We start from the raw sequence: 26173 nt of genomic DNA, 5'->3' as shown, positions 1-26173 counted from the left end.
GCGATCGCGGGCGCTCGGCGCCATTAGAACGGAGGCTCCTCGTCGAAGTTGCCGCCCGAACCGGCACGCGCGGGAGAGGGTGCGGCCGAAGCCCAGGGGTCGTCGAAGTTGCCTCCGCCGCCACCCTGGCCACCACCACCGCCGCCACCACCGAAGCCGCCGCCACCGCCACCGGAGCGGGACATCTTCTGCACCTTCGCCGTGGCGTAGCGCAGCGACGGGCCGATCTCGTCGACCTCAAGCTCGATGACGGTGCGCTTCTCACCCTCGCGGGTCTCGTATGACCGCTGACGCAGCCGGCCCGAGACGATCACCCGAGCGCCGCGCTGCAGCGACTCGGCGACGTGCTCGGCGGCCTGCCGCCAGACGGTGCAAGCGAGGAACAGCGGCTCGCCGTCCTTCCACTCGCCCGACGCCTTGTCCATGAATCGGGGCGTCGAGGCGATACGGAACTTGGCGACCGCAGCCCCGGAGGGGGTGAACCGCAACTCGGGGTCATCGGTCAGATTGCCGATGACCGTGATGGTGGTGTCTCCTGCCATGACCATCTCCTCGCGCACTCAGCGTCTCGTCGTACAGGCTCTCAGAGCCGTACGACAGAGTCGCGGAGGCTGATCCGGGCGAACCGGGTTGAATGCCGGACAGAATGCTTAGCGCATCTCCGGCCGGATGACCTTGGTGCGCAGCACGGACTCGTTCAGCCGGAGCTGACGGTCCAGCTCGGCCACGGCAGCAGGCGTGGCCTGCAGGTCGACGACGGCGTAGATGCCCTCGGCCTTTTTGTTGATCTCGAACGCGAGGCGCCGGCGGCCCCACACGTCCGTCTTCTCAACCGAGCCACCCGCGGTCCGAATCACGTTCAGGTACGTGTCGAGCGACGGGGCGACGGTGCGCTCCTCGAGGCTGGGGTCGAGGATCACCATGATCTCGTAATGACGCAAGACGTGCTCACCTCCTGTGGGCTAAGCGGCCACGGTCCTTCCGTGGCAGGAGGTCGTGCGTCGCTGCCCGCACGTGCCGGGGGAACCCGGCCGGACGCGGACAACCTGACCAGGATACCCGGTCCGGACGATCATGCCCGGGGTGGTCGGGCCAGTGCCCCGGACATGCCGACGGGGGCCCGCCACCCGACCGTCACTGGTCGGTGGCGAGCCCCCGTCAACGAGGCCGCGGAGCGTCCCGTCCGCATTCCTTGGGTGGGACCTGGGGAGGAACGACCACACCGATGAGGTTGGACCGGAGACGCCCCGCGGAGCTTTATCGTGTTGTTATCTGACGATACAACGGGTGTCGTCCCGTGTAGGGCGAAAAGGCAGAAATTTCCGAGATTGTGGATCCGGGCCGATCTGGCACTACGACGGGTCTCCCCCAGCGACGCCGGGCCGCGCCGCAGGGGTGACCTCGCTGTCGGGCCGACGAACACCCGCTGGTCGTACCCGGGCACCTCGTCGCGCCCAGCCCCGGGCCCCGCTCGTCGGATCCCATCCCCTCAACGATCGTCCGACGGCCGGAGTGACGACATCGCGCCGACCGTCAGCACACCCGCCGTGGTCCCGACGTAGGCTCGCTGCCATGCGTATCGGAGCCCACGTCGATTCGACCGACCCGCTGGCGGAGGCAGCAGCACGGTCCGCCGACACCGTGCAGTTCTTCCTCTCCGACCCGCAGGGATGGAAGGCACCCAAGCCTCGGGAGGACGCCGAGCGGCTGCGGGCCACCGACGTCGACCTCTACGTGCACGCGCCGTACGTCATCAACGTGGCGACCCTCAACAACCGCATCCGGATCCCCAGTCGCAAGCTGCTGCTCGGGCACGCGACCGCGGCGGCCGAGATCGCCGCCAAGGGCCTGATCGTCCACGGTGGGCACGTCAACGCCGGAGACGACCTGGCGGTCGGCTTCGACAACTGGCGCAAGACCTTCGCGTACGCGGCCGACTCCGGCGGGTTCGGCGTGCCGGTCCTCATCGAGAACACGGCCGGCGGCGACAACGCGTGCGCCCGCCGGCTGGACGCGCTGGCCCGGCTCTGGGACGCAGTCGGCGACTACGAGGTCGGCTTCTGCCTGGACACCTGCCACGCGTACGCCGGAGGTGAGGAGCTCCTCGGCCTCGTCGACCGGGTCAAGGCGATCACCGGCCGGATCGACCTGGTGCACGCCAACAACTCCAAGGGCGCGTTCAACTCGGGGCAGGACCGGCACGACAACCTCGACGGCGGGACGATCGACCCGGAGCTGGTAGTGGCGGTGATCCGCGCCGCCGGGGCGCCGGTGGTCGTCGAGACCCCGGGCGGCGTCGAGGGCCAGGCCGCCGACATCGACTTCCTGCGCCAGCAGCTCCCGACGGAGCGCCCGGCAGCATGACGACCGGCCAGTCCAAGCCGGGGAAGGCTCGGCCCGCGTCCACCGGCGACCAACCCATCCGACCGGCCGCGCCGCCCACCGGTGACACCCCGGCCGCCTCGCCCGGAACCACCACGAACGGCGCGACCCGCGACGACCCGGCGCAGGGGAAGGCTCGCACGAGCGCCAGCACGGCCGCGAAAAGCGCCGCCGACGAGCAGGCCGCGAACACCGCCGGCACGGCCGCGACGGGCACCCCCGGCAGGAACGGTCGCGCCAGGGGCGGCGCTGAGAAGGCCGACAAGGCCACGACCGTCGGTACAGCCAGCGACGGCGAGAAGAAGGCCGACAAGGCCACGAGCGTCGGTACGACCAGCGACGGCGAGAAGAAGGCCGACGACGCCAGGGACGCCACCGCCAAGGACGACGAGTCGACCGCGAAGGCGACCGACGAGGCCAAGCCGGTCGACCCCGACCGCTGGGAGGCGTTCGCCTCGGCACCGGAGCCCCGGCCCAGCTGGCTCACCCGGGCCGCCCGCCCGGTGGGCCGCTCCCTGGTCCACGAGTGGACCCTGGCGGCCCTCGCCTCGTTGGCGCTGGCCGTGCTGATGACCTGGCCGACACTGCGCTACCCGCGCTACACCCTGCCGCAGGACACCTGGGACCCGAGCCTCCAGGCGTGGCAGATGGCCTGGTCCGGCCACATCCTGCTGGCCGACCCGGCCCGCCTGTGGCAGTCGAACACGTTCTTCCCGGAGCTGTGGAGCTTCGCGTTCTCCGACACGCTGCTCGGCTACGCCCCGGCCGGGATGCTCGGCAGCGGCCCCGAGGACGCGGTGCTGCGCTACAACATCATGTTCGTGCTGGCGCACGCGCTCGCCACGCTCGGGGCGTACGCCCTGGCCCGGCAGCTCGGGGCCGGCCGGATCGGCGCCGCCGTCGCCGGGGTCGGCTACGCCTACGCGCCGTGGCTGCTCGCCCAGGCCGGGCACCTGCACGTGCTCTCCAACGGTGGCATCCCGCTGGCCCTCGCGATGCTCGCGCGGGGGCACGGCTGGTCGCTGCGCCACGGCTACCGGCCCGAACGACGGCACGACGGCTGGGTGTACGGCGGTTGGCTGGTGGCGGCCTGGCAGATCAGCCTCGGCTTCGGCATCGGCCTGCCGTTCGCGTACTTCCTGGCCGCCGCCGCGCTGGTCGCCGCCGTGCTGTTCGGAGTGAAGTGGCTGCGGTCCGGTCGTACCCTGCCGTTCGGCCGCCGGCTGCTCGTGGCCGACCTGGTCGGCGGGTTGTTCTTCGCCGGGGTGGGGGCGCTGATGGCGTTCCCGTACTTCCAGGTGACCGAGCTGCACCCGTACGCCGAGCGGACCGTCGACGACATCTCCATCTTCTCGCCCCCCGCGTCCGGCTTCGTGACCGCGCCCGCGGAGTCGCGGATCTGGGGTGGGTTGCACGAGGGTGCCCGCGCGGCGCTGCCGTTCCATGCGGAGATGACACTGCTGCCGGGTTTCGTGCTCTACGCGCTGGCGTTCGGCGGGCTGTTCTTCTCGGTCTGGCGGCTGCGACACCGCCTGTTCCTGCTCGGCGGTGTGCTGGTCACGATGGTGTTCGCGATGGGCACCCGCTTCTTCGACGGCACCTTCACCTACGTGCCGCTGTTCGAGCACGCGCCGGGCTGGAACGCGCTGCGTACCCCCGGACGGTTGATGCTCTGGATCACGTTGCTGCTCGCGCTGCTCGCGGCCGGCGCGGTCACCGCCCTCACCGACCGGGTCCGTGAGCTGGCCGCGCAGCGGGTGCCGTCCTGGCCCGGCCCGTGGCTGCGGATCGCCACGCTGTTACCGCTGCTGCTGGTCACCGTCGAAGGGTTGAACGCCACCCCGCATCCGGTGGTGCCGAGGCAGCCCGCCGCGATGCGCTCGGCGGAGGGTCCGCTGCTCGTCCTCCCCAGCGACCAGGGCATCGACCAGCACGTCATGCTCTGGTCGACGAGTGGGTTCCCGGACGTGGCGAACGGCGGCAGCGGCTTCACGCCCCGGCAGCTCGACGAACTCCGCCGGGCCAGCCAGTCGTTCCCCGACCAGACCAGCGTCAACTACCTGCGAACGTACGGCGTGCGGACGGTGGTGCTGCTACGCGACGAGGTGCCCGGCACGCCATGGGAGATCACCATCGACGCGCCGGTCGAGTCGCTCGGCATCACCCGCCAGGAGGTCGGCGACGCAGTGGTGTATCGGCTCTGATGCGCTCGCCCTCTGGGGCGGTTTGCGGGGGAGCCCGCCCGGCTCCGGGCGGTCAGGCTTGATCCCTGCGCCGGGCGGGCTCCCCCGCAAACCTGACGTGGGTTCGGCGCGTCAGGTCCTGGGGATCAGGTGGCGGTGGCGGTGGCGGCGGCGGTTTCGGGCTCCAGGTCGGGATTGGTCGCGGGGCGGCGCCAGCGGTCCAGCCAGTGGGCGTCCGGTGCGCCGTCCAGTACGCCGCCGTCCGGGTCGTCGGCGTAGGTGGCGCGTACCGCGTCCTGCTCCGGGTGCAGGATCTCCCGCACGACAAGCACGCACAGGGTCACCACGGTCGCCAGCCGCAGCGTCGAGGCCAGCACGAACACCCCTTCGGGGAAGACGGGACGGCTGGTCGCCGCGCCCAGCAGCTCACCGTAGAAGGCCACGAAGTAGCAGACCTCGGCGAGTTGCCAGGCCAGGAAGGCACCCCACTTCGGCCGGGCCAGCACCACCAGCGGCAGCATCCAGAGCACGAACTGCTGGGACCAGACCTTGCTGAAGATGAGGAACGCGGCGACCACCAGGAAGGCGAGCTGGGCGAGCCGCGGCCGGCGCGGGGCCCGCAGCGCCAGCACCGCCACGCCGATGCAGGCCAGCCCGAACAGGGCGTACGAGATGGTGTTGAGGGTCGGGATGTTGGTGTTCAACCATTCGAACGGGCCCTGCTCGCCGGGGTCGTTGCCGACCTTGCCGTCGAGGTAGCGCCCGATGTACCAGAGCGTGCCCCAGTCGATCGGCCGAGTGGTGTTCAGCTCGAAGAACCGACCCCAGTTGTCCGGGTTGGCGCGGTAGGCCGGCAGGTTCACCAGCACCACGGCCACCACCGCCGCGCCGAGCGCGGTGAGCGCGGCGCGGAGCCGGTTGGCCCGCAGCGCCAGGACGAGGATCGGCCCCAGCAGGAACAGCGGCCAGAGTTTCGCCGCGCCGGCCAACCCGAGCAGCACTCCGGCCACCACCGGTTGTCGCCGGGCCCAGGCCAACAGACCGAACGCCGCCAACCCGATGGCGAGCAGGTCCCAGTTGACGGTGGCGGTGAGCAGCAACGCCGGGGCGAGCGCGAACAGGGCGGCGTCCCAGGGTCGTCGTCGGCGCAACGCGAGGATCACCGCGACGGTGGCCACGGCGAGCGCGCCCAGCACGAGCGCGTTCAGGTTGTAGAACCACTGACCCTGGTTGATGCTCGGGTCCCCCTTGCCGATCGCGTGCACCGGCAGACCGAGGGCGCCCATGAAGTAGCCGGTGAGCACCGGGTACTCCACCGGGTGATCCCGGTAGGGCACCTTGCCCTCGTTGAGGCCCTCGGCGTAGTAGAGGGCGAGGACGTCCGTGTAGCAGAACCGGTTGTACTGGACGTTGTTCTGCCACGCGCCGTCCTGACACGGGGACTTCTGCACCCAGTGCAGCGCGAGCGTGAGGCAGGCCAGCGCCAGGACGATCCGGACGGCGGTCCAGAATCGTCGTTCCTGCCCGGCCGGCCGGTCCAGTGCCGTCGCGTGGTCGCCCAGCGGTCCGCCGATGGCGCCGGACAGGCCGCGAACGAACCCGTCGGAGCGGGACGGGTGGTCGGTGGTTCCGGCGTCGTCGATGCCGGGCGTCGACTGGGTGCTCATAGAGAGGCATCCTGCCGTACTCGCAGCGGTGCGTCATGTACTCGTGTACCCGTCGAGGTCACAACCCGCACCGTCGACAAGCGACAAGTGCCCGGTGCCACTACGTCAACCGCCGGCCGGACAGGTCGTCCGGCCGGCGGCGGCGGGTGCGCTGTGGCTCTTGTTCCAGGGTGCTCAGTGGCAGGTCGGGTGGCGGTTAACCGTTCGGACCGCCGGGACCACCGGGACCACCCGGCCCACCCGGGTTGTTCCCGCCGGGGTTGCCGTCGTTGCGGGGGCAGAACGGATTGGTCAGCGGGTCACACGGCTGCCCCGGCTGGCCGGGCTGACCCGGGGGCGGCGGCGGTGGCGCGGCCGGCTCCTTGCCGTTGCCCTTGGTGATGTCGCCCTCACCGGTGACGGTGGGCAGGGGGATCTCCTCCTGACCCTTGAGGGCGGTGTTCATGTACTTCTCCCAGATCGGGCCGGGAAGGGTCGAACCGCCGATGGGCTTACCGCTCGCGAGACGGATCTCGGGCTTCTTGATGTCCCGACTGCCCACCCAGACGGCCGTGGCGATCTGCGGGGTGTAGCCGACCGTCCAGGCGTGCGCGTTGTCCTTGCTGTTGTACTCCCAGGTGCCCGTCTTGGCGGCGGCCTGGCGGCCGCCTTCCAACGAGAGATTGTTGGGCGCGGGAATCTGCTTCAGGACCGCGGTGACCTCGTCGGTGACCTTCTTGTCGATCCGCTGCTCGGGCTTGATGCGCTCGCTGCCGACGACCTTCCACTTACCGTTGCTCTTGTCCTGCTGCTCCACCTTGATGACGAAGTGCGCCTTGATGTACTTGCCGTCATTGGCGAACGTCGCCATCGCGTTCGCGTGGTCGAACACGGTGAGCGGGTACTTGCCGAAACCGGTGTAGTTGTCGAACGGGTTCGGCCCCTTCTTCGACAGGTCGAACGCCTGCGGCGGGTCGACTCCCCACATGGTGGTCACGCCGGCCTTGTGCGCCATGTCGACCACCTTCTCGGCGCCGATCTCCTTGGTGACCCAGTAGAACGGCACGTTGTACGACTGGATCGTCGACTCTTCGAGGGTGCAGTACTTGCCGCACTTGAGATTGGTCCGGCCGGCGTTACCGATCGCGACCTTGGAACCCTCGGGCTTGTACGGCGTGGGGTCCCAGTGCGACTTCACCGAGATGCCCGCCTCGATCGCGGCGGCCAGGGTGTAGACCTTCATCGACGAGCCCGGAGCGTGACCGCCGGCCAGGTCGCCGTTCTTGTCGGTGTTCTTGCCGGCGTAGTCGAAGTCGGCGCCACTGTCACCGCCGTAGTAGGCGAGCACCCGGCCCTTCTTCGGGTCGATCGAGACCACCGCCGCCATCAGGTTCTTGGGCTGGTCGTTGAGCTCCGAGCCCTTCTTCGACTGCATGGCGACGTTCTCGGCGGCCGTCTGGAGCTTCGGGTCGATGGTCGTGGTGATCCGGTAGCCGCCGTCGCGCAGCGCGTCGACACAGCTCGTCTTACCCTCCGCGCCGCTGTCGGAGCAGAGGCCCATCGCGTCCATCTCCTGACGGACGTAGTTGATGACGTTGCCCCGGGGGCTGTCGACGCCGAAGCCGTTGCCGCCCTTCTTCGGTGGCAGCACCTTCGGGTACGCGATCGGGGCGGCGGGGTCCAGCCACTTCTCCTTCTTCATCCCGTCGATCACGTAGTCCCACCGGGTCTTCGCGTCGGTCGGGTTGACCGCCGGGTCGTAACCCTTGTGGGTGTCGGTCGCCACCGGCTGCTTGATCAGCGCCGCCAGGACCGCGCCCTCGGCGGGCGTGAGCTTGATCGCCGGCTTGCCGAAGTACGTCTGTGCCGCGGCCTCGATGCCGTACGCGCCACGCCCGAAGTAGATGACGTTGAGGTAGTGCTGCATGATCTCCGGCTTGCTGTACGCGTCGTTCAGCTTGGAGGCGAGGATGGCCTCCTTGACCTTGCGGCCGTACGTGTCGTCCTGGAGATTCTCGAACGCGTTGCGGGCGTACTGCTGGGTGATCGTCGACGCGCCCTGCTTGTCACCGTTGGAGACGTTGTTCCAGGCGGCACGGACGATGCCCTTGTAGTCGACGCCGGAGTGCCGGTAGAAGTTCCGGTCCTCGGCTGCGGCCACCGCGTGCTGCACGTGCTCCGGAATCTGGTCGATGGTGACGAAGGTGCGGTTCTCGCTGCCCAGCCTGGCCAGTGTGGTCTTGCCGTCCTTGGCGTACACCGTGGTGGACAGCGGCAGCGGCAGTTCCTCGGGCATGACCACGTTTGTCGAGTAGTAGGTGAACCCGACCACGCCGGCACCGGCGAGCATGATGAAGACGGCGAACCCGGCGATCAGCAGGTTCATCCGCTTGCGCTTTTTGGCCCGCGCCGCCGCGGCGGGGTCACCCGCGCCGCGACCGCCCCGGCCACCGCGACCGGGCCCGTTCGGTCCGCCCGGGCCATTCGGACCGCCGGGACCACCCGGCCCGCCGGAGACCGGCGAGACGCTCGCCCGAGCGACCGCGGCACGGCCACCCACCGACGCGGAGCCGACACTGGCCCGGCCCGCCGAGGCGGCGCCGACGGCGGCGGTGCCCACCCGGGCCCGACCGGCGGGCGCTCCCGGCGCAGGGGACACCGGGACGGAGGCCCGTCCGGCGCCGGCGCGACCCGCGGCCGCACCCGGTGCCGGCGACACCGGCACCGAGGCCCGACCGCTGCGGCCGGGCGTGGCCGAGCCCACCGATGCGGATCCGGCGGCAGCGCCGGGGGGCGGCACGGAGGCCGAGCCACCGACCGACGCGCGACCGCCGGCGGCTCTCGGTGTCACCGAGGCCCGGCCGGGGGGCGCCGCGGGCTCCGCGGAGGACCAACCGCCCGCGCGGGAGTCACCGCCGGGTCTGCGGTACGCGTCGTCCGCGCCCGGTCCGGGGTCACCGTCCGGGCCCGGGTACTGGGCCCGACCGCGCGCGGAGCTGGGATCGCCGTACGAGTTCATTCTTCACACCCTGCCGGTCGCGGTGGGGCGCGACAGCGCCGCCACCGGGTTGCCGTGAGTTGCTTCACCCGGACCGCCGGCACGAGGGTGCCGGTTCGCCAGGGTCATTGCCGAATCAATCGGGCTAATCGGACCAACGAGTGGTCGGCCGTCCCGGGTCATGTCCCCAGCCCCGGAGCCGGTCCAACCCGCTGAGATCACCGTTGCGCCTCTCGCCTCCGCCGACCCACGCCTTCGGTGGCCGCGGCGTCCTGCCCGTCAGCGCCAACACCGTCGCCGTCGCCGGTGAGACCGTCCCGGCCGAGCAGGTACTGCTCGACGAGATGGTTCCAGTCACAGCCGAGGCACACCTCCACCACGAAGACCTGGAACTCACGTAGCGTCATCGCCAGTACGGGCAGCTCGGCGAGCGTCCGGGCCTGTCCGGCGGACTGCTTGAGTTCGTCCCCGTAAATGTAGTGGACCAGGGTCAGATTCTCGCTGCGACAGATGGGGCAGCGCAGGTCGGTCGGCTCACCGTGGAAGCGTGCAGCGTTCTTCAGGTACGGCGACGCGTCACACACGTCGTACGTACCGATGCGGCTGGCCATCAGCTCACGCAGCACTGCTCGCTTCTGAAGCGAGTAGTCGACGATCTGGCGCTGCGTACGCATGCGGTGAAGGGTACGCGGTCCGGCCCGACGAGGCGACCACGGTCACGATGCGTGACGGAAGCACCCCGGAACGGGGGTTTGCCCTGGCCGGCGGCAGCCGCTAACGTGCGATGTATCGGTCCGATACATCGCGGCGGTTACCGCTCCGCGCCGGAGGGTAAAGGGAGGGTGGCTCGTGCTCGAATTCGCCATCCTCGGCCTCCTGCAGGAGTCTCCGATGCACGGCTATGAGCTGCGCAAGGAGTTGACCGCCAAACTCGGCGCGATCCGGGCGGCGATCAGCTACGGCTCGCTCTACCCGACCCTGCGCAGGTTGCAGGCGGCGGGCTGGATCACCGAAGCCGCCGAGACACCCGCCACCGCCGAGGAGGTTCCCGCGCTGACCAGCCGACGAGGTCGGGTGGTCTACAAAATCACCGCGGAGGGCAAGGAACGCTTCGCCCAGCTCATCGCACAGGCCGGGCCCGAGACGTACGACGACACGGGTTTCGGTGTGCACTTCGCGTTCTTCGCCCGGACCGACCAGGCGACCCGCCTGCGCATTCTGGAGGGTCGCCGCCGCAAGATCGAGGAACGTCGTGAAGGCCTTCGCGACGTGCTGGGCCGGGCGGCCGAGCGCCTCGACGCTTACACCTTGGAACTGCAGCGCCACGGCCTGGACGCCTGTGAGCGTGAGGTCCGCTGGCTGGAGGAGCTCATTGCCAACGAGCGCTCCGGCCGAGCCCCGACGGTCCCCCACCTGGGGACAGCCGGTGGCCGACGAGAAGACAACAGCCCGCCTCCGCCTGGAGAGACCAGGAAAGAGCGGCCGTGACAGAAAAGAAGGAGGCAGACGCTATGGGCTCCGTCCGCGTCGCCATCGTCGGTGTGGGTAACTGCGCCTCGTCCCTGGTTCAGGGCGTCGAGTACTACCGCAACGCCGACCCGAACGACCGCGTCCCGGGTCTCATGCACGTCACCTTCGGCGACTACCACGTCTCTGACGTTGAGTTCGTCGCGGCGTTCGACGTCGACGCCAAGAAGGTGGGCATGGACCTCGCGGAGGCGATCGTCGCCAGCGAGAACAACACCATCAAGCTCTGCGACGTGCCGCCGACCGGCGTGTCCGTGCAGCGCGGCCCGACCTTCGACGGTCTGGGCCAGTACTACCGCGAGATCGTCGAGGAGTCCGACGCCACCCCGGTCGACGTGGCCCAGGCGCTGCGCGACGCGCAGGTCGACGTCGTCGTCTCCTACCTGCCGGTCGGCTCCGAGCAGGCCGACAAGTTCTACGCCCAGGCCGCGATCGACGCCGGTTGCGCGTTCGTCAACGCCCTGCCGGTCTTCATCGCCTCCGACCCCGAGTGGGCGCAGAAGTTCACCGATGCGGGCCTGCCGATCGTCGGCGACGACATCAAGAGCCAGGTCGGCGCCACCATCGTGCACCGCGCGCTCGCGAAGCTCTTCGAGGACCGCGGTGTCGAGCTGCTGCGCACGTACCAGCTCAACTTCGGCGGCAACATGGACTTCATGAACATGCTGGAGCGCAACCGCCTGGTCTCGAAGAAGATCTCGAAGACCCAGTCGGTGACCTCGCAGATCCCGCACGAGATGAGCAAGAGCGACGTGCACATCGGCCCGTCGGACCACGTGCCGTGGCTGGACGACCGCAAGTGGGCGTACATCCGCCTGGAGGGTCGCTCCTTCGGCGACACCCCGCTCAACGCCGAGCTGAAGCTCGAGGTGTGGGACTCGCCGAACTCGGCCGGTGTCATCATCGACGCCGTCCGGGCCGCGAAGATCGCGCTGGACCGCAAGATCGGCGGCCCGATCCTGTCGGCCTCGTCGTACTTCATGAAGTCCCCGCCGGTGCAGTACGCCGACCACGACGCCCACCAGGCCGTGGAGGAGTTCATCGCCGGCGAGGTCGAGCGCTGACCCGCTGAACCACCAGCACGGCCGAGGGTCGGGTCCGACAGGACCCGGCCCTCGCCGCGTTCGGGCACTGCCGGTGCGGCGATCGGTGGCAGCCCAGCAGCACCCTGTTCGGCGTGTCGCGTCGCTCAGCAGCCAACGAGCAACGAGTCAGGACCAGGCCTGCCGCAGAGCCACCCCCGCCTCCAGCTCCAGCAACCTGACCTTGCGCGGCAGGCCGCCGCCGAAACCGACCAGCTTGCCGCCCGCGCCGACGATCCGGTGACACGGCACGATCACGGGGATCGGGTTGCGGTTGCAGGCCACCCCCACCGCCCGTGCCGCTCCGGGATCGCCGACCAGCCGCGCCACCTGGCCGTACGTCAGCGTCTCGCCGTACGGAATGCGGGTCATCTCCCGCCACACCGCCCGCTCGAACTCGGAGCCGCGCGGGGCCGACAAGGGAACCGTGAACGCGGTCAACGCACCCGCGAAGTACGCCCGCAGCTCGGCCACGACCTGCCGGGACAGCGGATCGCCCGGCTCCTCGACGGCCGTGTCCACCCGACCGAAGTGGGCTCCGCACACACTCGTGCCATCGGTGGCCACGGAGAATTCCCCGATCGGCGAGTCGAGCACAGTCCAGCGCACAAACCCATTGTCCCCCGCGACGAGGCAAAGTTCCGCTGCCGCTCGGCGTCTGAACTACGGAGGTGGGCGGTGGCGGAGGTCGACGGGGAATTCACCACGTTCGTTGAGGAGCGGGGTGCCGCCCTGCTGCGCGTCGCGTACGCGCTGGCCGGGAACCAGCACGCGGCGGAGGACCTGCTGCAGAACGCGCTGGCGAAGGCGTACGCCCGCTGGCCGCGGATCAGGGGCGATGCCGAGCCGTACGTCAAACGCATCCTCTACCACGATCAGGTGTCCGGCTGGCGACGACGAGCGCGGCGCAGTGAGGTGCCCGTGGCCCAGGTGCCGGAGCTGGCGGCAGCCGACGACGACGGCAGCGAAACGGATCTGCGCCTGCTGCTGCTGGAGGCTCTGCGGGCGCTGCCGCCACGGCAACGGGCCGTGCTGACGCTGCGCTACCTGGAGGACCTGAGCGTCGAGCAGACCGCGGCACTCCTCGGCTGCCGGGCCGGAACGGTCGCCAGCCAGAGCTCCCGGGCGCTGGCCCGGCTCCGACGCCTGGTACCGGGGTTGGACGAGCTGACCGACCGCCCGGGGGTGACGCGATGACCACGCATCTGGACGAGATGCTCCGCCGGGCCGTCCGCGACCTCGCCAACGGCGCCGCACCCGCTCCGGGCCTCGCCGGCCAGGCGCTCAGCCGGGGTCGCCGGCTGCGCCGTCAGCGACGACTGGTCATCAGCGCGGCGGCAATGGTCGCGATCGTCGCGACGGCCGTGCCATTCGTGCTGCTCCGACCCCGACCGGCCCCGAACCCGGCGACGCCGCCCCCGACCGTGACTCCCTCACCCTCGATCACCTCGTCACCGTCGGTCCGGCCCGTCCCGGCAGCGAACTGGACCCTCACACCGCTGGTGCTGCCCGGCAACTGGGTGGTGACCCGGGCGCAGTTCACCGGCGGTTCGGGCGGCGGATTCCTGCTCGACCGGAGCCGGGGCCGCTACGTCCCCACCGACCGCTACGACGGCATCTACCCAGCACCGACCGGATCGCTGGTGGCGGTCGTCGAGCAGGACCGTCCACGCGAGGTCGGCCTCGTCGACATGGCGACCGGGAAGACCCGCTGGCACGAGGTCGGCCGTGCGCTGAACCGCCCGACCTGGTCACCGGACGGTCGCCGCCTCCTGTTCACCACCACCGCGCTGGACCACTTCGGCTTCGTCGTGGTCGAGCGGAACGGCACGAAGCGTACCCACGAGGTGTCCCGGAAGAATTACTTCTGCACCGACCAGTGCTCCTTCGTCTGGACCCGGGACGGCCGGGAGGTGGCACTGCCACAGACCGCCCAGGGCAAGCCACGGTCCGAGGCGGTCCGGCACCCCCGAAGTGGCGTGCAGATGTTCTCCGCCGACGACGGACGACCGACCCGGTCGGAGCCGCTACCTGGCGATCCCGCCGGACCGTGGGCCTGGTCGCCGGACGGGCGCCTGGTCGTCGTGCAGGGCCAACAGGAGCCGCTGCTGGTGGAGACCGCCACCGGGCGGGTCGTCAATCCGCTGCCGGTCGCCGACGCCGCCTGGGTCGAAGACGACCGACTGCTCTACCGGCAGCCGTACCAGGGTGACGTCGTGCTGGCCGACACGACGGGGCGCGAACTCGTCCGCCAGCCGCTGCCCGAACAGCTGTCCGAGTTGGAGGTGAGCGTGGCGCCTCGTTGAGCCGATCGACCGTTCATCGGCGTTGCGCGGCGTCGATACCGTGCAGGTCGTGGCCACGGGGACGCTCATCTTTCTGATCATCGGTGGGGCCGGCGTCGCGGTGCTGGCGCTCGCCCTGCTCGGTAGCGGGCTGCTCCACTTCGGACACCCAGACGTGGACGGCCCGATCTCCACCGAGACGGTCGCCGGCTTTGCCGGAGCGTTCGGCTTCGGCGGAGCGATCGTGAACGAGTTGCTGGGTGCCCGTACCCCCGGGATGATCGCGGGCGCGGCGGCCGGCGGTGTGCTCGCGGCCGTGCCCACCGCGTGGCTGGCGTCGCGCTTCAGTCGGGCGGCGCGCAACATGCGCACCGACGCCACCCCCACCCGCGACGACCTGGTCGGCGCGCTCGGCCTGGTCGTCACGCCGGTACCCCTCAACGGGTACGGCGAGGTGCGGGTACGCGTCGCCGGCCAGCCGATCAAGCTCAACGCCCGCGCCGACCAGCCGATCCCGCTCGGCGCGCAGGTCTTCGTCGTGCAGGCGCTGAGTGAGACAAGCGTGCACGTCGAGACCTACTGATTCCTTCTCGTAGACAGGACCCCCCTTCATGCCCCTGTTGATAGCTGTCGTGGGCGCGGTCGTCCTCGCGCTCGTCCTGGTGTTGTTCGTGCTGTCCCGGATCAAGGTGGCCGGGCCGAATGAGGCATTCATCGTCACGGGCCGCAAGGGACGCACCACGCACACCGCCGACGGCGGCCGGTCGACCGACACCTCCGGGCAGAAGGTGGTGCTCGGCGCCTCGGTCTTCGTGCTCCCGGTGGTGCAGAAGCTCCAGTCGCTCGACCTGTCCAGCCGACGGATCGACGTCGGCATCCGGGGCGCGGTCAGCAAGCAGGGCATCCGTGCCGACCTGCACGGCGTGGCGATCGTCAAGGTCGGCGGCACCGAGGACGCGATCCGGGCGGCCGCCCAGCGGTTCCTGCACCAACAGGACGAGATCGACAATTTCACCCGGGAGGTGCTGGCGGGCGCGCTGCGTTCGATCGTCGGCCGGCTCACCGTCGAGGAGGTCATCCGGGACCGGGCGGCGTTCGCCAGCGCCGTGGCCGAGGAGGCCGAGCACTCGATGACCAACCAGGGTCTGGTGCTCGACACCTTCCAACTCCAGGACATCCTCGCCGAGGGCTCCTACCTGCAGGACCTGGGCCGCCCCGAGGCCGCCCGGGTGCTCAAGGACGCGGCCATCGCCGAGGCGCGGGCCCGGCAGCAGGCCGAGCAGGAGCGGCTGCTCGCCGAGGAGGCCATCGCCGAGGCGAACCGCAACCTGGCCCTCAAGCAGGCCGGCATCCAGGCGGAGATCGACGCGGCGAAGGCCAGGTCGGCCGCGGCCGGGCCGCTCGCCCAGGCGGAACGGGACCAGGCCATCCTCTCCGAGCAGCAGAAGGTGGCCGAGCGCAACGCCGAACTCAAGCAGCGCCAACTGGACACCGAGGTGCGCAAGCCGGCCGACGCCGCCCGGTACAAGGTGGAGCAGGAGGCCGAGGCGGCCCGCAACGCGGCGGTGCTCAGCGCGGACGCGCAGCGCCAGGCCGTCATCGCCGCCGCGCAGGCTTCCGCCGAGCAGGCGCGGCTCACCGGTGAGGGCGAGCGGGCCCGACGGGCGGCCCTCGCCGAGGCGAACGCGATCGAGGGCGCCAAGGAGGGTGAGGCCGAGCAGCGGCGGCGCTCCGCGATCGCCGAGGCCGTCGAGCGCGAGGGTCAGGCCGAGGCGGCGGCCATCCTGGCCCGGGGTGGGGCCGAGGCCGACGCGATGGCGCGCAAGGCCGAGGCGTTCGCCGCGTACGGCGAGGCCGCGGTGCTGGACCTGCTGGTCAAGGTCCTGCCGCAGGTCGTCGAGGCGGCCAGCGCTCCAATCGGGGCGATCGACAAGATGACGGTCATCTCCACCGACGGCGCGTCGTCGCTGACGAAGTCGGTGGCCGGCAACGTGGCGCAGGGTCTGCAGCTCGGCAGCGACCTCACCGGCATCGACCTGGCCGGCCTGCTGGCCCGCCTCGGCTCGGCATCCACGAACGGAGCAACCAAGCCCACCCTCGACGCCTGAGGCGTAAGGAAGGGCCCCCTATACAACGCCAGGCGATAACAGGGGGCCCTTCCTTACGCTTTGCCGGCGTTCGGTGGGGCTCGGCGCGACCGGGGGTGGGGCAGATTAGGGGATCAGGCCTTCGGCGCGGGCCCAGCGGAGCAGCTCCGCCTCGGCGGCGTCGCGGTCCAGGGGGCCGTGCTCCAGGCGTTGTTCCTTGAGGTGCTTCCAGGCCCGCCCGACGATCGGCCCCGGAGGTACGCCGAGCAGCTCCATGATCGCGTTGCCGTCGAGGTCGGGGCGTACCCGGGCCAGATCCTCATCGGCGGCGATCCGGGCGATCCGCTCCTCCAGCGCGTCGTAGTCGGCGGCGAGCTGGGCCGCCTTACGACGGTTGCGGGTCGTGCAGTCCGAGCGGGTCAGCTTGTGCAGCCGGGGCAGCAGGTCACCGGCGTCGGCGACGTAACGGCGCACCGCCGAGTCGGTCCACTCGCCCCGGCCGTACCCGTAGAAGCGCAGGTGCAGCGCGACCAGCGCGGTCACCTTCGCGGTGATCTCCTTGGGGTACCGCATCGCCTTCATCCGGGCCTTGGTCAGCCGGGCGCCGACCACCTCGTGGTGGTGGAAACTGACCCGGCCGTCGGACCCGACGGCCTTCGTCGCCGGTTTGCCCGCGTCGTGCATGAGGGCGGCCATCCGCAGGACGAAGTCGCAGCCCTCCTCCTCGTAGGAGACCGCGTTCTCGACCACCGTCAGCGTGTGCTCGTAGACGTCCTTGTGCTGGGCGTGCTCGTCGATCTCCAGCTTCAGCCCGGTCAGCTCCGGCAGGAACCGTTCGGCCAGACCGGTGTCGACCAGCAGACGCAGCCCGGTGATCGGGTCCGCGCCGCAGAGCAGCTTGGTGAACTCGTCACGGATCCGCTCGGCGGTGATCCGGTCCAGGTCGGCGGCCATCTCGGTCATCGCGACGTGCACGTCCGGGTGGACGGCGAAGCGCAGTTGGGCGGCGAACCGGGCGGCCCGCAGCATGCGCAGCGGGTCGTCGCCGAAGGATTCCCGCGGGGTGCTGGGGGTACGGATGACCTGCGCCGAAAGGTCGGCCAGCCCACCGTGCGGATCGGTGAAGCGGTGGTCCGGCAGGCTGACCGCCATCGCGTTGATGGTGAAGTCGCGCCGCTTCAGGTCCTCGTCGAGGCTGGTGCCGTACACCACCACCGGGTTGCGGCTGACCTGGTCGTACGACTCGGCGCGGAAGGTGGTGACCTCCAGCCGGAGGCCGTCGCGCTGGGCGCCGATGGTGCCGAACTCGCGGCCGGTCTCCCAGATCGACTCGGCCCAGCCCTTGATGATCCGCAGCGTCTCGTCGGGGTGGGCGTCGGTGCAGAAGTCGAGGTCGTCGCCGAGTCGGCCGAGCAGCGCGTCGCGTACCGAACCGCCCACCAGGTGTAGCTCGTGGCCGGCACGGACGAAACGGCGGCCCAGCTCGTCGGCGACCGGGGAGACCCGGAGCAGTTCGGCGACGGCGTTGCGCTGCGCGGCGGTGAGGTCGCGGCGGTCGGCGGCGTGGGGAGCGGAGGCTTCGGACATGGGATCGCCAGCCTATCGGGCCGGGGTGTGATCCGATCCGCCGGGCGCGGGTAACGGGTGCGGGTTGACTAAGGTCTGTGACGTGCGGGTCGGTGCCCGGCTCGACGTACCCCTGGGAGGCTGGAGATGAGCGGCGGGCTCTACCGCAGCGCGAACGCCGCGCGGGACGGTGGTGCGGGAGCCAACATCCGCCCCTCCGACGGCGCCACCTTCATCTCCGCCGAGCCGCTGAACCAGCCGGCCATGGAGTCGACCGCTCCGCCGCAGGAACAGGTGGGCGAGACGAGCGCGGCGACCAACAGCGCGGTGATGGCGATCGGGAGCCTGGTCAGCCGGGGTACGGGCTTCCTGCGCACGCTCGCGCTGACCGCCGCGCTCGGCGGCGCGCTGGTGGGTGACGCCTACACGACCGCCCAGATCCTGCCCGGGATGGTGTACGAGTTCCTGCTCGGCGGCATCCTCACCAGTGTCCTGATCCCGGTGCTGGTCCGCCGCCGCAAGATCGACAGCGACGGCGGACAGGCGTACGCCCAGCGGTTGCTGACCCTCGCGGTGCTGGCGCTGGCCGCGGCGGCGCTGGTGGCGGTGGCCTTCGCCTCCGTGCTGACCTCGCTCTACGCCAGCAAGAAGACCGGGGCGGACTTCCGGGATCTGGTCACGGCGCTGTCGTACCTGATGTTGCCGATGATCTTCTTCACCGGTCTCAGCGCCCTGATCAGCGCGGTGCTCAACACCCGGGGGCACTTCGCCGCGCCGATGTGGGCGCCGATCCTGAACAACATCGTGGTGATCGCCACGGCGGGCCTCTACATCGCGATCTTCGGCGCGACGATCGTCAAGCCGGACGAGATGACCACCGGCCGGATCCTGCTGATCGGCGGCGGCACCCTGGTCGGTGTCGCCATCCAGGCCGCCGGACTGCTGCCGGCCCTGCGCAAGGTCGGCTTCCGCTGGAAGCTCCGATTCGACTTCCGCACCCTCGGACTGCGTGAGCTGGGCCGCCTCGGCGGCTGGATGTTCTGCTACGTCGCGGTCAGCCAGGTCGGCCTGATCGTGCTGTTCAACCTGCTGAACAGGGCGGGCAAGGAGAACGCCGCCGGTCCGCTGATCTACAACAACGTGTTCCTGCTGCTGATGATGGCGCACGGCATCATCGCCGTCTCGATCATCACGGCGTTGATGCCCCGGATGAGCGCGGCGGCCGCCGACGGCCGCTACGCCGACGTCGCCGCCGACCTGTCCCGGGGCACCCGCACGGTCTCGGCGGTGCTCGCCCCGATCGCGGTCTGCTACGCGGTGCTGGCCACCCCGCTGGCCGTGACGCTGTTCCGGTACGGCGCGTTCACCGACGAGAACGCCGCCGACACCTCACTGGTGCTGCTCCTCGCGGCCCTGGCACTGGTGCCGTTCGCGATCAGCCAGCTCTTCACCTTCGCCTTCTACGCCCTGCCGGACACCCGCACCCCGGCGCTGATCAACATTCCCGTGGTCGCGCTGCGGATCGGCGTGCAGGTGGTGCTCTACGTCGCCTTCGCCGCGCACTTCGCGGCGGCCGGGATGATGATCGGTAACGCCGTGTCCTACCTGGCGGCGGCGTTCGCCTCCGCGTGGCTGCTGCGCCCCCGGATCGGCCGGATCGGGATGGGCGCCATCCTGCGTACGCTCGGCCGGGTCCTCGTGGCCGCGTTGGGGGCCGCCCTGGTCGGCCTGCTCGTGGTGAGCCTGCTGCCCGGCGGCGACACGCCGAGCTGGATACAGGCCGTCCTTCAGCTCGTGATCGGTGGCGCCGTGATCGGCGGGACCTACCTCGGGCTCGCCATGGCGCTGCGGATCGGAGAGATCACCGAGGTTGTCGGCATGGTCCGTCGGCGTCTCGGTCGTTGAGCCGCACCCACAGTCTCGGCCACACGGAACGTGACCGGCGATCACCAGCCTGGGGATGTCCCTGTGGATAACTCCGCGATTCACCGGTCAGCCGCCGGATCGGCCTGTGGATAACCAGCCGTACGGCTGAGCGTGGGCGTCCGATCGGCGGGAAACCGGCTGGTGGACGAGGGCGGCACGCCCGGCCCGGCCCCGACGTCGGTCACTTGTGGTGAAGCCGTAGATTAGCTAGTACATGTGCCAGCAACGTGGCTGACAACGGTCGTAACCGGACGACTTCCCCGATCCCCGGCACCCCGCCGGGTACGGCAAGAAGATGACATGTCGGGGAGACGGGCAACCCGGGTAAGGTCGCTCTCGACGGGTACGGCAGGCGCCGACACCGGTTGGCCGGTTCCTTCAACGGCAGAGCGGGAAGCCACATGCCCAGCAGTACGGGTCCATCGATCGACACGATCACCGAGGGAGGACGGGTGACCCAGGTCGGCGAGGGTCAGGAGGCGGACGAGAGCGCTCCTCCGATCATGACCTTCGGTGCTCCCACGGCCGGTGAGATCCTCGCCGAGCGTTACGAGCTGGTCGAGCACATCAACAACGACAGCGCGGGTCGGCTGGTCTGGCGCGGGGTCGACGTCATCCTGCGCCGCCCTGTCGCGGTGGTGCTGCGCTACCCGGGTGGCGACTCCGCCACCGAGATGCTTCAGGCGGCCGTCGCGGCCAGCCGGGTCATCCACCCCAACCTCGTCGGCGTGTACGACGCCATCGACGAGGCCGAGCGGGCGTACGTGGTCCGCGAGTGGGTGGACGGGCAGTCGCTGCGCGATCTGGCCGCCGATGGTCCGCTGGACCCGGCTCGCGCCACCGCTGTCGGCAACGCCGTCGCCAGCGCGCTGGCCGCGGTGCACGCCACCGGCATGGTGCACGGCAACGTCCACCCCGGCACCGTCATGATCAGCGATGATGGCCGCGTGGTCCTGGCCGACGCCCGCACCGACGGCGACGACAGCCAGGAGAGCGACATCCGGGCGGTCGGCGGCGTCCTCTACTTCGCGCTGACCGGTCACTGGCCGCACACCGAGGCGCCGCTGCGCGGGGCCACCGCCGGTCACGGGCGGGCCGCCATCCCCGACGCCGTCCGGGACGCCGGAGCCGCCCTCGCGGCGCCCCGCCAGGTGCGGGCCGGTGTGCCCGCGTACCTGGACGACCTGACGATGGACCTGCTCGACGCCGACATCGCGCCGCCGTCGTCCGACGTGCTGGCGGCCGAGTTGGCCCGGCTGGACGTGCCGGCCGAGGAGGAGCACTACCTCGACAACGGCGGGCCGCTGCGGTTCACCGCCGAGACCGGGGAAGAGCCGTCGCCGCTGGCCGCCGCGGGCGGTCGCAAGGTCGCCATCGGCATCGCCGGTCTGCTGGCGGTCGCGCTGGTCGGCCTGCTCATCGGCATCAGCGCGCTCGGCGGTGACGACAAGGACCCGCAGGAGACCGCCGGGGCGACGCCGAGTGCCAGCGCTCCGGCCGGCGAGGCCACCCCGGCCGCCGCCACGGTGCGCAATCTCAAGGTGCAGGACATCCGGATCATCGACCCGGACAGCGCCCCGCGGGACGAGCTCGACGGCGCCAAGAAGATGACCGATGGCGACAACGACAAGGGTTGGGAGACCGACCGCTACCCGAACGCCACGTACGGCAACCTCAAGTCCGGCATGGGTGTCTGGCTCGACCTGGGCGCCCCGCACACGGTGAAGTCGGTACAGGCCGTGCTCTCCGGTCGAGGCGCCACCGCGAAGCTGCTCGCCGGCACGACGACCTACCCGGCGACCTCCAACGGCGACAAGTCGATGGTGTCGAACTACAAGACGGAGATCGGTGTCCTCAAGGAGCACGACGGCACCACGATGACCTTCAACGGGTTCGACGCCGACCAGAAGTACCGGTACCTGCTGCTCTGGTTCACCGAGTTGCCGCCCAACGGCGACGACGGCGGCTTCAAGCTGGGAGTGCAGGAGATCACGGTCCAGGGTTCGTGAGCCGCACGGCACGCCCCGGACACCGCATCAGCCGGACGCGGTGATGGACGGGCGCGACGCGGCAACGGATCTGGAGCTGCTGCGCGCCCACGTCGCCGGCGACCGGGACGCCTTCGCGGCCCTGTTCCACCGGCACCGCGATCGGCTCTGGGCGGTGGCCCTGCGGACCCTCGGCGACCGTGAGGAGGCCGCCGACGCGCTCCAGGACGCCCTGCTGTCGGCGCACCGCGCGGCGGCCCGCTTCCGTGGTGACTCCGCCGTCACCACGTGGCTGCACCGGATCGTGGTGAACGCCTGCCTGGACCGCATCCGCCGCCGGCAGGCGCACCCCACGGTGCCGCTGCCCGACGGCAACCGGGCCGACGGGTCGGGCACCGGCGGCGTCGAGCCGGCCGCGCCCGTGCAGGACCACGACACCGCGCTCGTCGTTCGCGCGGCGCTCGCCGCGCTTCCGGTCGAGCAGCGGGCCGCCCTGGTACTGGTGGATGTGCAGGGCTACCCGGTGGCCGAGGTGGCCCGCATCCTCGGGGTCGCCGAGGGGACGGTGAAGAGCCGGTGCGCCCGGGGCCGGGCCCGGTTGGCGGTGCTGCTCGGGCACCTCCGCCCCCCGCCGACGCGCCCCGGACCGGTCGAACCGGACGTGCCCGACGTCACGACGGGGAACCCACGCCCGGCCGAGGGCGTCGGATCGGGGTCGGTTCGCATCCGGCAGGACGCCAATCAGGAGGACACGTGACGACCGAGGAGTTCCGGGAGGTCGACGCCGACCTGCTCGCTGACTACCTCGGCGGAGCGTTGGACGGCACCCCGCAGCAGGCCCGGATCGCCGAACTGGTGTCCACGGACCCGGCCTGGGCTGAGGCGTACGCGCTGCTGGCCTCCGCGGTGACGCAGGTCCGCAGCGACCTGACCCGGTGGGCCGAGCCCGCACCGGAGCTGCCGTCCGCCGTGGCCGAACGAATCGCCGCCGCGCTGGTAGCGGCGGACACCCCGCCGGCCGACGCCACCCCGCCGGCCGACGCCACACCGGTGACCGTGCCGGCGCAGGGTGGACGTCGGCCCACCACCTCGTTCCCCGCCGAGTCGGGGCGCGGCCCCACCGGCCCGGGTCGTCGGCGGCGTCGCTGGGTCCGCGCCGCCACCCCGGTGGCCGTCGCGGCCGCCGCCGTCGTCGCGGTCGGTCTGGGGCTCAGTCACCTCTCGACCAACACCGCGGACAGCGGTGCCATGGAGCGTCCGGTCAACGCGCCTCGTGACCTCGCCGCCGGCGAGACGGTCCGCACGTCCGGCCCGACCCTGCACAGCGGCACCGACTACACCCCGCAGAGCCTCGGCGGCACGCCGAGCCCGTCGTCCCCGTTGCTGGGTTCGAGCGGCAGTGGCCCCCGTGAGCAGCCCGGGGCGGACACCGGAGGTGAGCGACGACCTTCCCCCGACGGGTCGAATCAGCTCGCCCGGCTCACCACCGAGGCCGCGTTGAGCACGTGCCTGTCGTCCGTGGCGGCGGAGCACGGCTCGGGTCCACTCGCCGTCGAAATGATCGACTACGCGCGGTTCCAGGGCGAGCAGGCGCTCGTCATCCGGTTCACCGACGCGACCGGATCGCGCTGGGCCTGGGTGAGCGGCGCCGAGTGCGGCGTACCCGGGTCCGGCTCGGACAGCCGGTATTCCGCGCGGGTAGGGTGAATCCGCAGCACGATGAGCGTCCACGTGACCTGACCCACCGGTTGCCCGGTTCGGGAATCCCCGCTTCGTACGATGACGTTCTGGAAGTCAGCTGCCGGCACCCCCCAGGCGTCGGCACTCGGATCAGCATCGGTGCGCGCGCCGACGCCGAACACACACAACTCGGGAGACGGCAGTGGACGAGGTCCGCAACCTGATCATCATCGGCTCCGGCCCGGCCGGTTACACGGCGGCGGTCTACGCGGCGCGCGCCAACCTCAAGCCGCTGATCATCGAGGGCTCGCAGTCCGGCGGCGCGCTGATGACCACGACCGAGGTGGAGAACTTCCCCGGCTTCGCCGACGGCATCCTCGGCCCCGAGCTGATGGACAACATGCGCAAGCAGGCCGAGCGGTTCGGCGCCGAGTTCCTGACCGACGACGTGACGCGGGTCGAGCTGGTCGACACCGGCGACGCCGGCTCGGGCGCGACGAGCACCGTGTGGGTCGGCGAGACCGCCTACCGCGCCCGCGCCGTGATCCTCTCCACCGGTTCGGCCTGGCGTCCGCTGGGCGTGCCGGGCGAGCAGGAGTACCTGGGCCACGGTGTTTCCTCGTGCGCCACCTGTGACGGCTTCTTCTTCCGCAACCAGCACATCGTCGTCGTCGGCGGTGGTGACTCGGCGATGGAGGAGGCCAGCTTCCTCACCCGCTTCGCCGACTCGGTGACCATCATCCACCGACGCGACTCCTTCCGGGCCAGCAAGATCATGGCCGACCGGGCGCTGAGCAACGAGAAGATCAAGGTCGAGTGGAACAGCACCGTCGAAGAGGTCCTGGGCGCTGACGGCAAGGTCACCGGCGTACGGGTCCGCAACGTACACAGCGGCGAGACCAAGGTGCTGGACGTGACCGGCGTGTTCGTGGCCATCGGCCACGACCCCCGCAGTGAGCTGTTCCAGGGCCAGGTCGAGCTGGACGACGAGGGCTACGTGAAGGTCCAGGCCCCCAGCACCCGGACGAGCGTGCCCGGCGTCTTCGCCGCCGGTGACGTGGTCGACCACACCTACCGCCAGGCGATCACCGCGGCCGGCACCGGCTGTGCCGCCGCGCTCGACGCCGAGCGGTTCATCGCGACGCTCAGCTGAAACAGGAAACACATCCCGGAGGAGGGCAATAGTGGGAAATACCAAGGCGGTCACGGACGCGAGTTTCGTCGCCGACGTGCTGCAGGCCGACAAGCCGGTGCTGGTGGACTTCTGGGCCGAGTGGTGCGGGCCGTGCCGTAAGGTGTCGCCGCTGCTCGAGGAGATCGCGGGCGAGATGGGCGACCAGGTCACCATCGTGAAGCTCAACATCGACGAGAACCCGGAGACCGCCCGGGCCTACCGGGTCATGTCGGTGCCGACCCTCACCGTCTTCAAGAACGGCCAGCCCGTGCAGTCGATCGCCGGCGCCAAGCCGAAGGGTGAGCTGGTCCGGCTCATCGAGTCGGCCCTCTGATCAGCGCAGACACCACCGAACCCCGTGCCCGCTCGTCGGGTGCGGGGTTCGGTGTTTTTCCCGGCCCGAGCCCGTCACCGGTCCGGAACGCATAGCCTCAAGCTCAGGGCCGCCGCCCGGCCAGCCAGACTCGTGCAGAGGGGGTCGTGCGTGCGTCCGATCCGACCCGGAGACCGGGGACCTGCGGTCACGGAGATCCGTACCATCCTCACCGGCCTCGACCTACTCGCCGCCGCCGGCCCGCACAGCGACGAGTTCGACCTGGACACCGAACGCGCGGTCCGCGCGTTCCAGCAGTCGCGGGGGCTCAGCGTGGACGGCCGGGTCGGCTCGGAGACCTGGGGCGCGCTGGAGGCCGCACGCTGGCGACTCGGTGCCCGCACCCTCTACCACGCGGTCCCCGAGCCGCTCACCGGCGAGGATGTCCGGTCGCTGCAGGAACGGCTGCTGGAGATGGGGTACGACGTCGGCCGCGCCGACGCCATCTACGGCATCCGGACGTCCCGGGCCGTGGCCCAGTTCCAGCGCGAGGTGGGTCTCACGCCCGACGGCTCCTGCGGCCCGCACACGATGGACGCGCTGCGCCGGATCGGTCGCAAGGTCGTCGGCGGTCGCCCCCAGTGGTTGCGCGAGTCCGACGCGATCCGCCAGTCCGGACCGGCGCTGGTCGGTAAGACGGTGGTCATCGACCCCGGCCACGGTGGCACCGACCCCGGGATGGTGGTGCCGGACGGCCCGCTGCGCTGGACGGAGGCCGACCTCGTGCACGACCTGGCGAGCCGGCTGGAGGGACGACTCGCAGCGTCCGGGGTCCGGGTTCAGCTCACCCGGGGTCCGGCGCCCGACGCGTGCCTGCCGGACACCGACCGGGCGTTGCTGGCGAATTCGCTCGGTGCCGACGTGTTCATCTCCCTGCACCTCGACGGGCACGCCAACCCGGACGCGGAGGGGGTGGCGACCTACCACTACGGCACCGACAACGGGGTGACCTCGGCGACCGGTGAACGGTTGGCGGGTCTGGTGCAGCGGGAGATCGTGGCGCGGACCGGGCTGCGGGACTGCCGTACGCACGCCAAGGCGTGGGACCTGCTGCGACTGACGAGGATGCCGGCGGTCCGGGTCGAGGTCGGCTACCTCACCTCGCCCGTGGACCGCGCCCGGCTCGTCGATCCCCGCTTCCGCGACCGGGTGGTGGAGGCGATCGTGGCCGCCGTCCAGCGGATGTACTACCCGATCGAGCGGGACGTGCCGACCGGCTCGCTCGACGTCAGCGAACTGCGTGCGGTCGTGGCCGCCGGCACCGTGGTCGACTGAT

General features: G+C 70.9%; 22 protein-coding genes. 15 read left to right on the top strand and 7 right to left on the bottom strand.

The features are described 5' to 3' along the window. Positions 1-23: 23 nt before the first annotated feature. On the bottom strand, positions 24-560 hold the full coding sequence (locus AB0I89_RS25080) for a single-stranded DNA-binding protein (RefSeq protein WP_357131366.1): 537 nt from the start codon (positions 558-560) through the stop codon (positions 24-26). Positions 561-650: 90 nt separating this feature from the next. Further along, positions 651-941: a 30S ribosomal protein S6 gene (gene rpsF, locus AB0I89_RS25075; protein WP_007453836.1), complete on the bottom strand. Its 291-nt coding sequence runs from the start codon at positions 939-941 to the stop codon at positions 651-653. A gap of 631 nt (positions 942-1572) precedes the next feature. Between rpsF and AB0I89_RS25070 the strand changes: the two genes are divergently transcribed. After that, positions 1573-2364: a deoxyribonuclease IV gene (locus tag AB0I89_RS25070; RefSeq protein WP_357131363.1), complete on the top strand. Its 792-nt coding sequence runs from the start codon at positions 1573-1575 to the stop codon at positions 2362-2364. Then, positions 2361-4586, top strand: a complete 2226-nt coding sequence (locus AB0I89_RS25065) for a hypothetical protein (protein WP_357131360.1) — start codon at positions 2361-2363, stop codon at positions 4584-4586. Before AB0I89_RS25070 ends, AB0I89_RS25065 begins: the two co-directional genes overlap by 4 nt. A gap of 125 nt (positions 4587-4711) precedes the next feature. Here AB0I89_RS25065 and AB0I89_RS25060 read toward each other — a convergent pair whose 3' ends face one another. The 3 genes from AB0I89_RS25060 to AB0I89_RS25050 all read right to left on the bottom strand — a co-directional run bounded on the left by AB0I89_RS25060 (position 4712) and on the right by AB0I89_RS25050 (position 9883). After that, positions 4712-6232: a glycosyltransferase 87 family protein gene (locus AB0I89_RS25060; protein WP_357131357.1), complete on the bottom strand. Its 1521-nt coding sequence runs from the start codon at positions 6230-6232 to the stop codon at positions 4712-4714. A 196-nt stretch (positions 6233-6428) separates the two neighbouring features. Further along, on the bottom strand, positions 6429-9230 hold the full coding sequence (locus AB0I89_RS25055; protein WP_357131354.1) for a transglycosylase domain-containing protein: 2802 nt from the start codon (positions 9228-9230) through the stop codon (positions 6429-6431). Between the two features lie 197 nt (positions 9231-9427). Beyond that, positions 9428-9883 carry a DUF5318 domain-containing protein gene (locus AB0I89_RS25050; RefSeq protein ID WP_357131351.1) on the bottom strand — a complete coding sequence of 152 codons (456 nt, stop codon included), beginning with the start codon at positions 9881-9883 and terminating at the stop codon, positions 9428-9430. 175 nt (positions 9884-10058) lie between these two features. Here AB0I89_RS25050 and AB0I89_RS25045 point away from each other — a divergent pair, with 175 nt between their 5' ends. Next, positions 10059-10697 carry a PadR family transcriptional regulator gene (locus AB0I89_RS25045; RefSeq protein ID WP_355048596.1) on the top strand — a complete coding sequence of 213 codons (639 nt, stop codon included), beginning with the start codon at positions 10059-10061 and terminating at the stop codon, positions 10695-10697. A gap of 23 nt (positions 10698-10720) precedes the next feature. Further along, the gene (locus AB0I89_RS25040; protein WP_357131347.1) at positions 10721-11800 is read left to right on the top strand and encodes an inositol-3-phosphate synthase; all 1080 of its coding nucleotides are present in this window, start codon (positions 10721-10723) and stop codon (positions 11798-11800) included. 147 nt (positions 11801-11947) lie between these two features. On the opposite strand, the gene AB0I89_RS25035 is transcribed toward AB0I89_RS25040, so the two are convergent. After that, positions 11948-12427: a methylated-DNA--[protein]-cysteine S-methyltransferase gene (locus AB0I89_RS25035; protein ID WP_357131344.1), complete on the bottom strand. Its 480-nt coding sequence runs from the start codon at positions 12425-12427 to the stop codon at positions 11948-11950. 69 nt (positions 12428-12496) lie between these two features. On the opposite strand from AB0I89_RS25035, the gene AB0I89_RS25030 reads away from it, so the two are divergent. The 4 genes from AB0I89_RS25030 to AB0I89_RS25015 are packed head-to-tail and all read left to right on the top strand — an operon-like array spanning position 12497 to position 16211. Continuing rightward, positions 12497-13015, top strand: a complete 519-nt coding sequence (locus AB0I89_RS25030; RefSeq protein WP_357131341.1) for a SigE family RNA polymerase sigma factor — start codon at positions 12497-12499, stop codon at positions 13013-13015. Next, positions 13012-14124, top strand: a complete 1113-nt coding sequence (locus tag AB0I89_RS25025) for a hypothetical protein (protein ID WP_357131338.1) — start codon at positions 13012-13014, stop codon at positions 14122-14124. The genes AB0I89_RS25030 and AB0I89_RS25025 overlap by 4 nt, the downstream gene beginning before the upstream one ends. 40 nt (positions 14125-14164) lie before the next feature. Beyond that, positions 14165-14686 (top strand): hypothetical protein, encoded by a 522-nt coding sequence (locus AB0I89_RS25020; RefSeq protein ID WP_357131797.1) that lies wholly within the window; start codon positions 14165-14167, stop codon positions 14684-14686. Positions 14687-14714: 28 nt separating this feature from the next. After that, positions 14715-16211, top strand: coding sequence for an SPFH domain-containing protein (locus tag AB0I89_RS25015; RefSeq protein WP_357131335.1), 1497 nt, complete (start codon positions 14715-14717; stop codon positions 16209-16211). A 105-nt stretch (positions 16212-16316) separates the two neighbouring features. On the opposite strand, the gene AB0I89_RS25010 is transcribed toward AB0I89_RS25015, so the two are convergent. After that, positions 16317-17777, bottom strand: coding sequence for a CCA tRNA nucleotidyltransferase (locus tag AB0I89_RS25010; protein ID WP_357131332.1), 1461 nt, complete (start codon positions 17775-17777; stop codon positions 16317-16319). Positions 17778-17903: 126 nt separating this feature from the next. Here AB0I89_RS25010 and murJ point away from each other — a divergent pair, with 126 nt between their 5' ends. From murJ to AB0I89_RS24975, 7 genes are all read left to right on the top strand, one after another. Further along, positions 17904-19661, top strand: coding sequence for a murein biosynthesis integral membrane protein MurJ (murJ, locus tag AB0I89_RS25005; RefSeq protein ID WP_357131329.1), 1758 nt, complete (start codon positions 17904-17906; stop codon positions 19659-19661). Between the two features lie 422 nt (positions 19662-20083). Next, a complete protein-coding gene (locus AB0I89_RS25000) occupies positions 20084-21691 on the top strand; it encodes a protein kinase family protein (RefSeq protein ID WP_357131326.1) in 1608 nt (535 codons plus the stop codon). Positions 21692-21734: 43 nt separating this feature from the next. After that, positions 21735-22427 carry an RNA polymerase sigma factor SigM gene (sigM, locus tag AB0I89_RS24995; RefSeq protein WP_357131323.1) on the top strand — a complete coding sequence of 231 codons (693 nt, stop codon included), beginning with the start codon at positions 21735-21737 and terminating at the stop codon, positions 22425-22427. Beyond that, positions 22424-23377, top strand: coding sequence for a hypothetical protein (locus AB0I89_RS24990; RefSeq protein ID WP_357131320.1), 954 nt, complete (start codon positions 22424-22426; stop codon positions 23375-23377). The genes sigM and AB0I89_RS24990 overlap by 4 nt, the downstream gene beginning before the upstream one ends. A 175-nt stretch (positions 23378-23552) precedes the next feature. After that, the gene (gene trxB, locus AB0I89_RS24985) at positions 23553-24503 is read left to right on the top strand and encodes a thioredoxin-disulfide reductase (RefSeq protein WP_357131317.1); all 951 of its coding nucleotides are present in this window, start codon (positions 23553-23555) and stop codon (positions 24501-24503) included. 31 nt (positions 24504-24534) lie between these two features. Then, the gene (gene trxA, locus AB0I89_RS24980) at positions 24535-24858 is read left to right on the top strand and encodes a thioredoxin (protein ID WP_007453873.1); all 324 of its coding nucleotides are present in this window, start codon (positions 24535-24537) and stop codon (positions 24856-24858) included. 150 nt (positions 24859-25008) lie between these two features. After that, positions 25009-26172, top strand: coding sequence for an N-acetylmuramoyl-L-alanine amidase (locus AB0I89_RS24975; RefSeq protein ID WP_357131314.1), 1164 nt, complete (start codon positions 25009-25011; stop codon positions 26170-26172). The last annotated feature ends 1 nt before the right edge of the window (position 26173 follow it).

Source organism: Micromonospora sp. NPDC049801, from assembly GCF_040656575.1.
GTDB lineage: Bacteria > Actinomycetota > Actinomycetes > Mycobacteriales > Micromonosporaceae > Micromonospora.
This window is presented reverse-complemented; position numbering and strand designations above follow the sequence as displayed.

Bases quoted from the DNA above. Each gene is read 5' to 3' on its own strand.
- AB0I89_RS25010 (WP_357131332.1), bottom strand. From the start codon at position 17,777: ATGTCCGAAGCCTCCGCTCCCCACGCCGCCGACCGCCGCGACCTCACC.
- AB0I89_RS25065 (WP_357131360.1), top strand. From the start codon at position 2,361: ATGACGACCGGCCAGTCCAAGCCGGGGAAGGCTCGGCCCGCGTCCACC.
- AB0I89_RS25055 (WP_357131354.1), bottom strand. From the start codon at position 9,230: ATGAACTCGTACGGCGATCCCAGCTCCGCGCGCGGTCGGGCCCAGTAC.
- AB0I89_RS25040 (WP_357131347.1), top strand. From the start codon at position 10,721: ATGGGCTCCGTCCGCGTCGCCATCGTCGGTGTGGGTAACTGCGCCTCG.
- AB0I89_RS25070 (WP_357131363.1), top strand. From the start codon at position 1,573: ATGCGTATCGGAGCCCACGTCGATTCGACCGACCCGCTGGCGGAGGCA.
- AB0I89_RS25000 (WP_357131326.1), top strand. From the start codon at position 20,084: ATGCCCAGCAGTACGGGTCCATCGATCGACACGATCACCGAGGGAGGA.
- murJ (WP_357131329.1), top strand. From the start codon at position 17,904: ATGAGCGGCGGGCTCTACCGCAGCGCGAACGCCGCGCGGGACGGTGGT.
- AB0I89_RS25060 (WP_357131357.1), bottom strand. From the start codon at position 6,232: ATGAGCACCCAGTCGACGCCCGGCATCGACGACGCCGGAACCACCGAC.
- AB0I89_RS25050 (WP_357131351.1), bottom strand. From the start codon at position 9,883: ATGCGTACGCAGCGCCAGATCGTCGACTACTCGCTTCAGAAGCGAGCA.
- AB0I89_RS25015 (WP_357131335.1), top strand. From the start codon at position 14,715: ATGCCCCTGTTGATAGCTGTCGTGGGCGCGGTCGTCCTCGCGCTCGTC.
- sigM (WP_357131323.1), top strand. From the start codon at position 21,735: ATGGACGGGCGCGACGCGGCAACGGATCTGGAGCTGCTGCGCGCCCAC.
- AB0I89_RS25025 (WP_357131338.1), top strand. From the start codon at position 13,012: ATGACCACGCATCTGGACGAGATGCTCCGCCGGGCCGTCCGCGACCTC.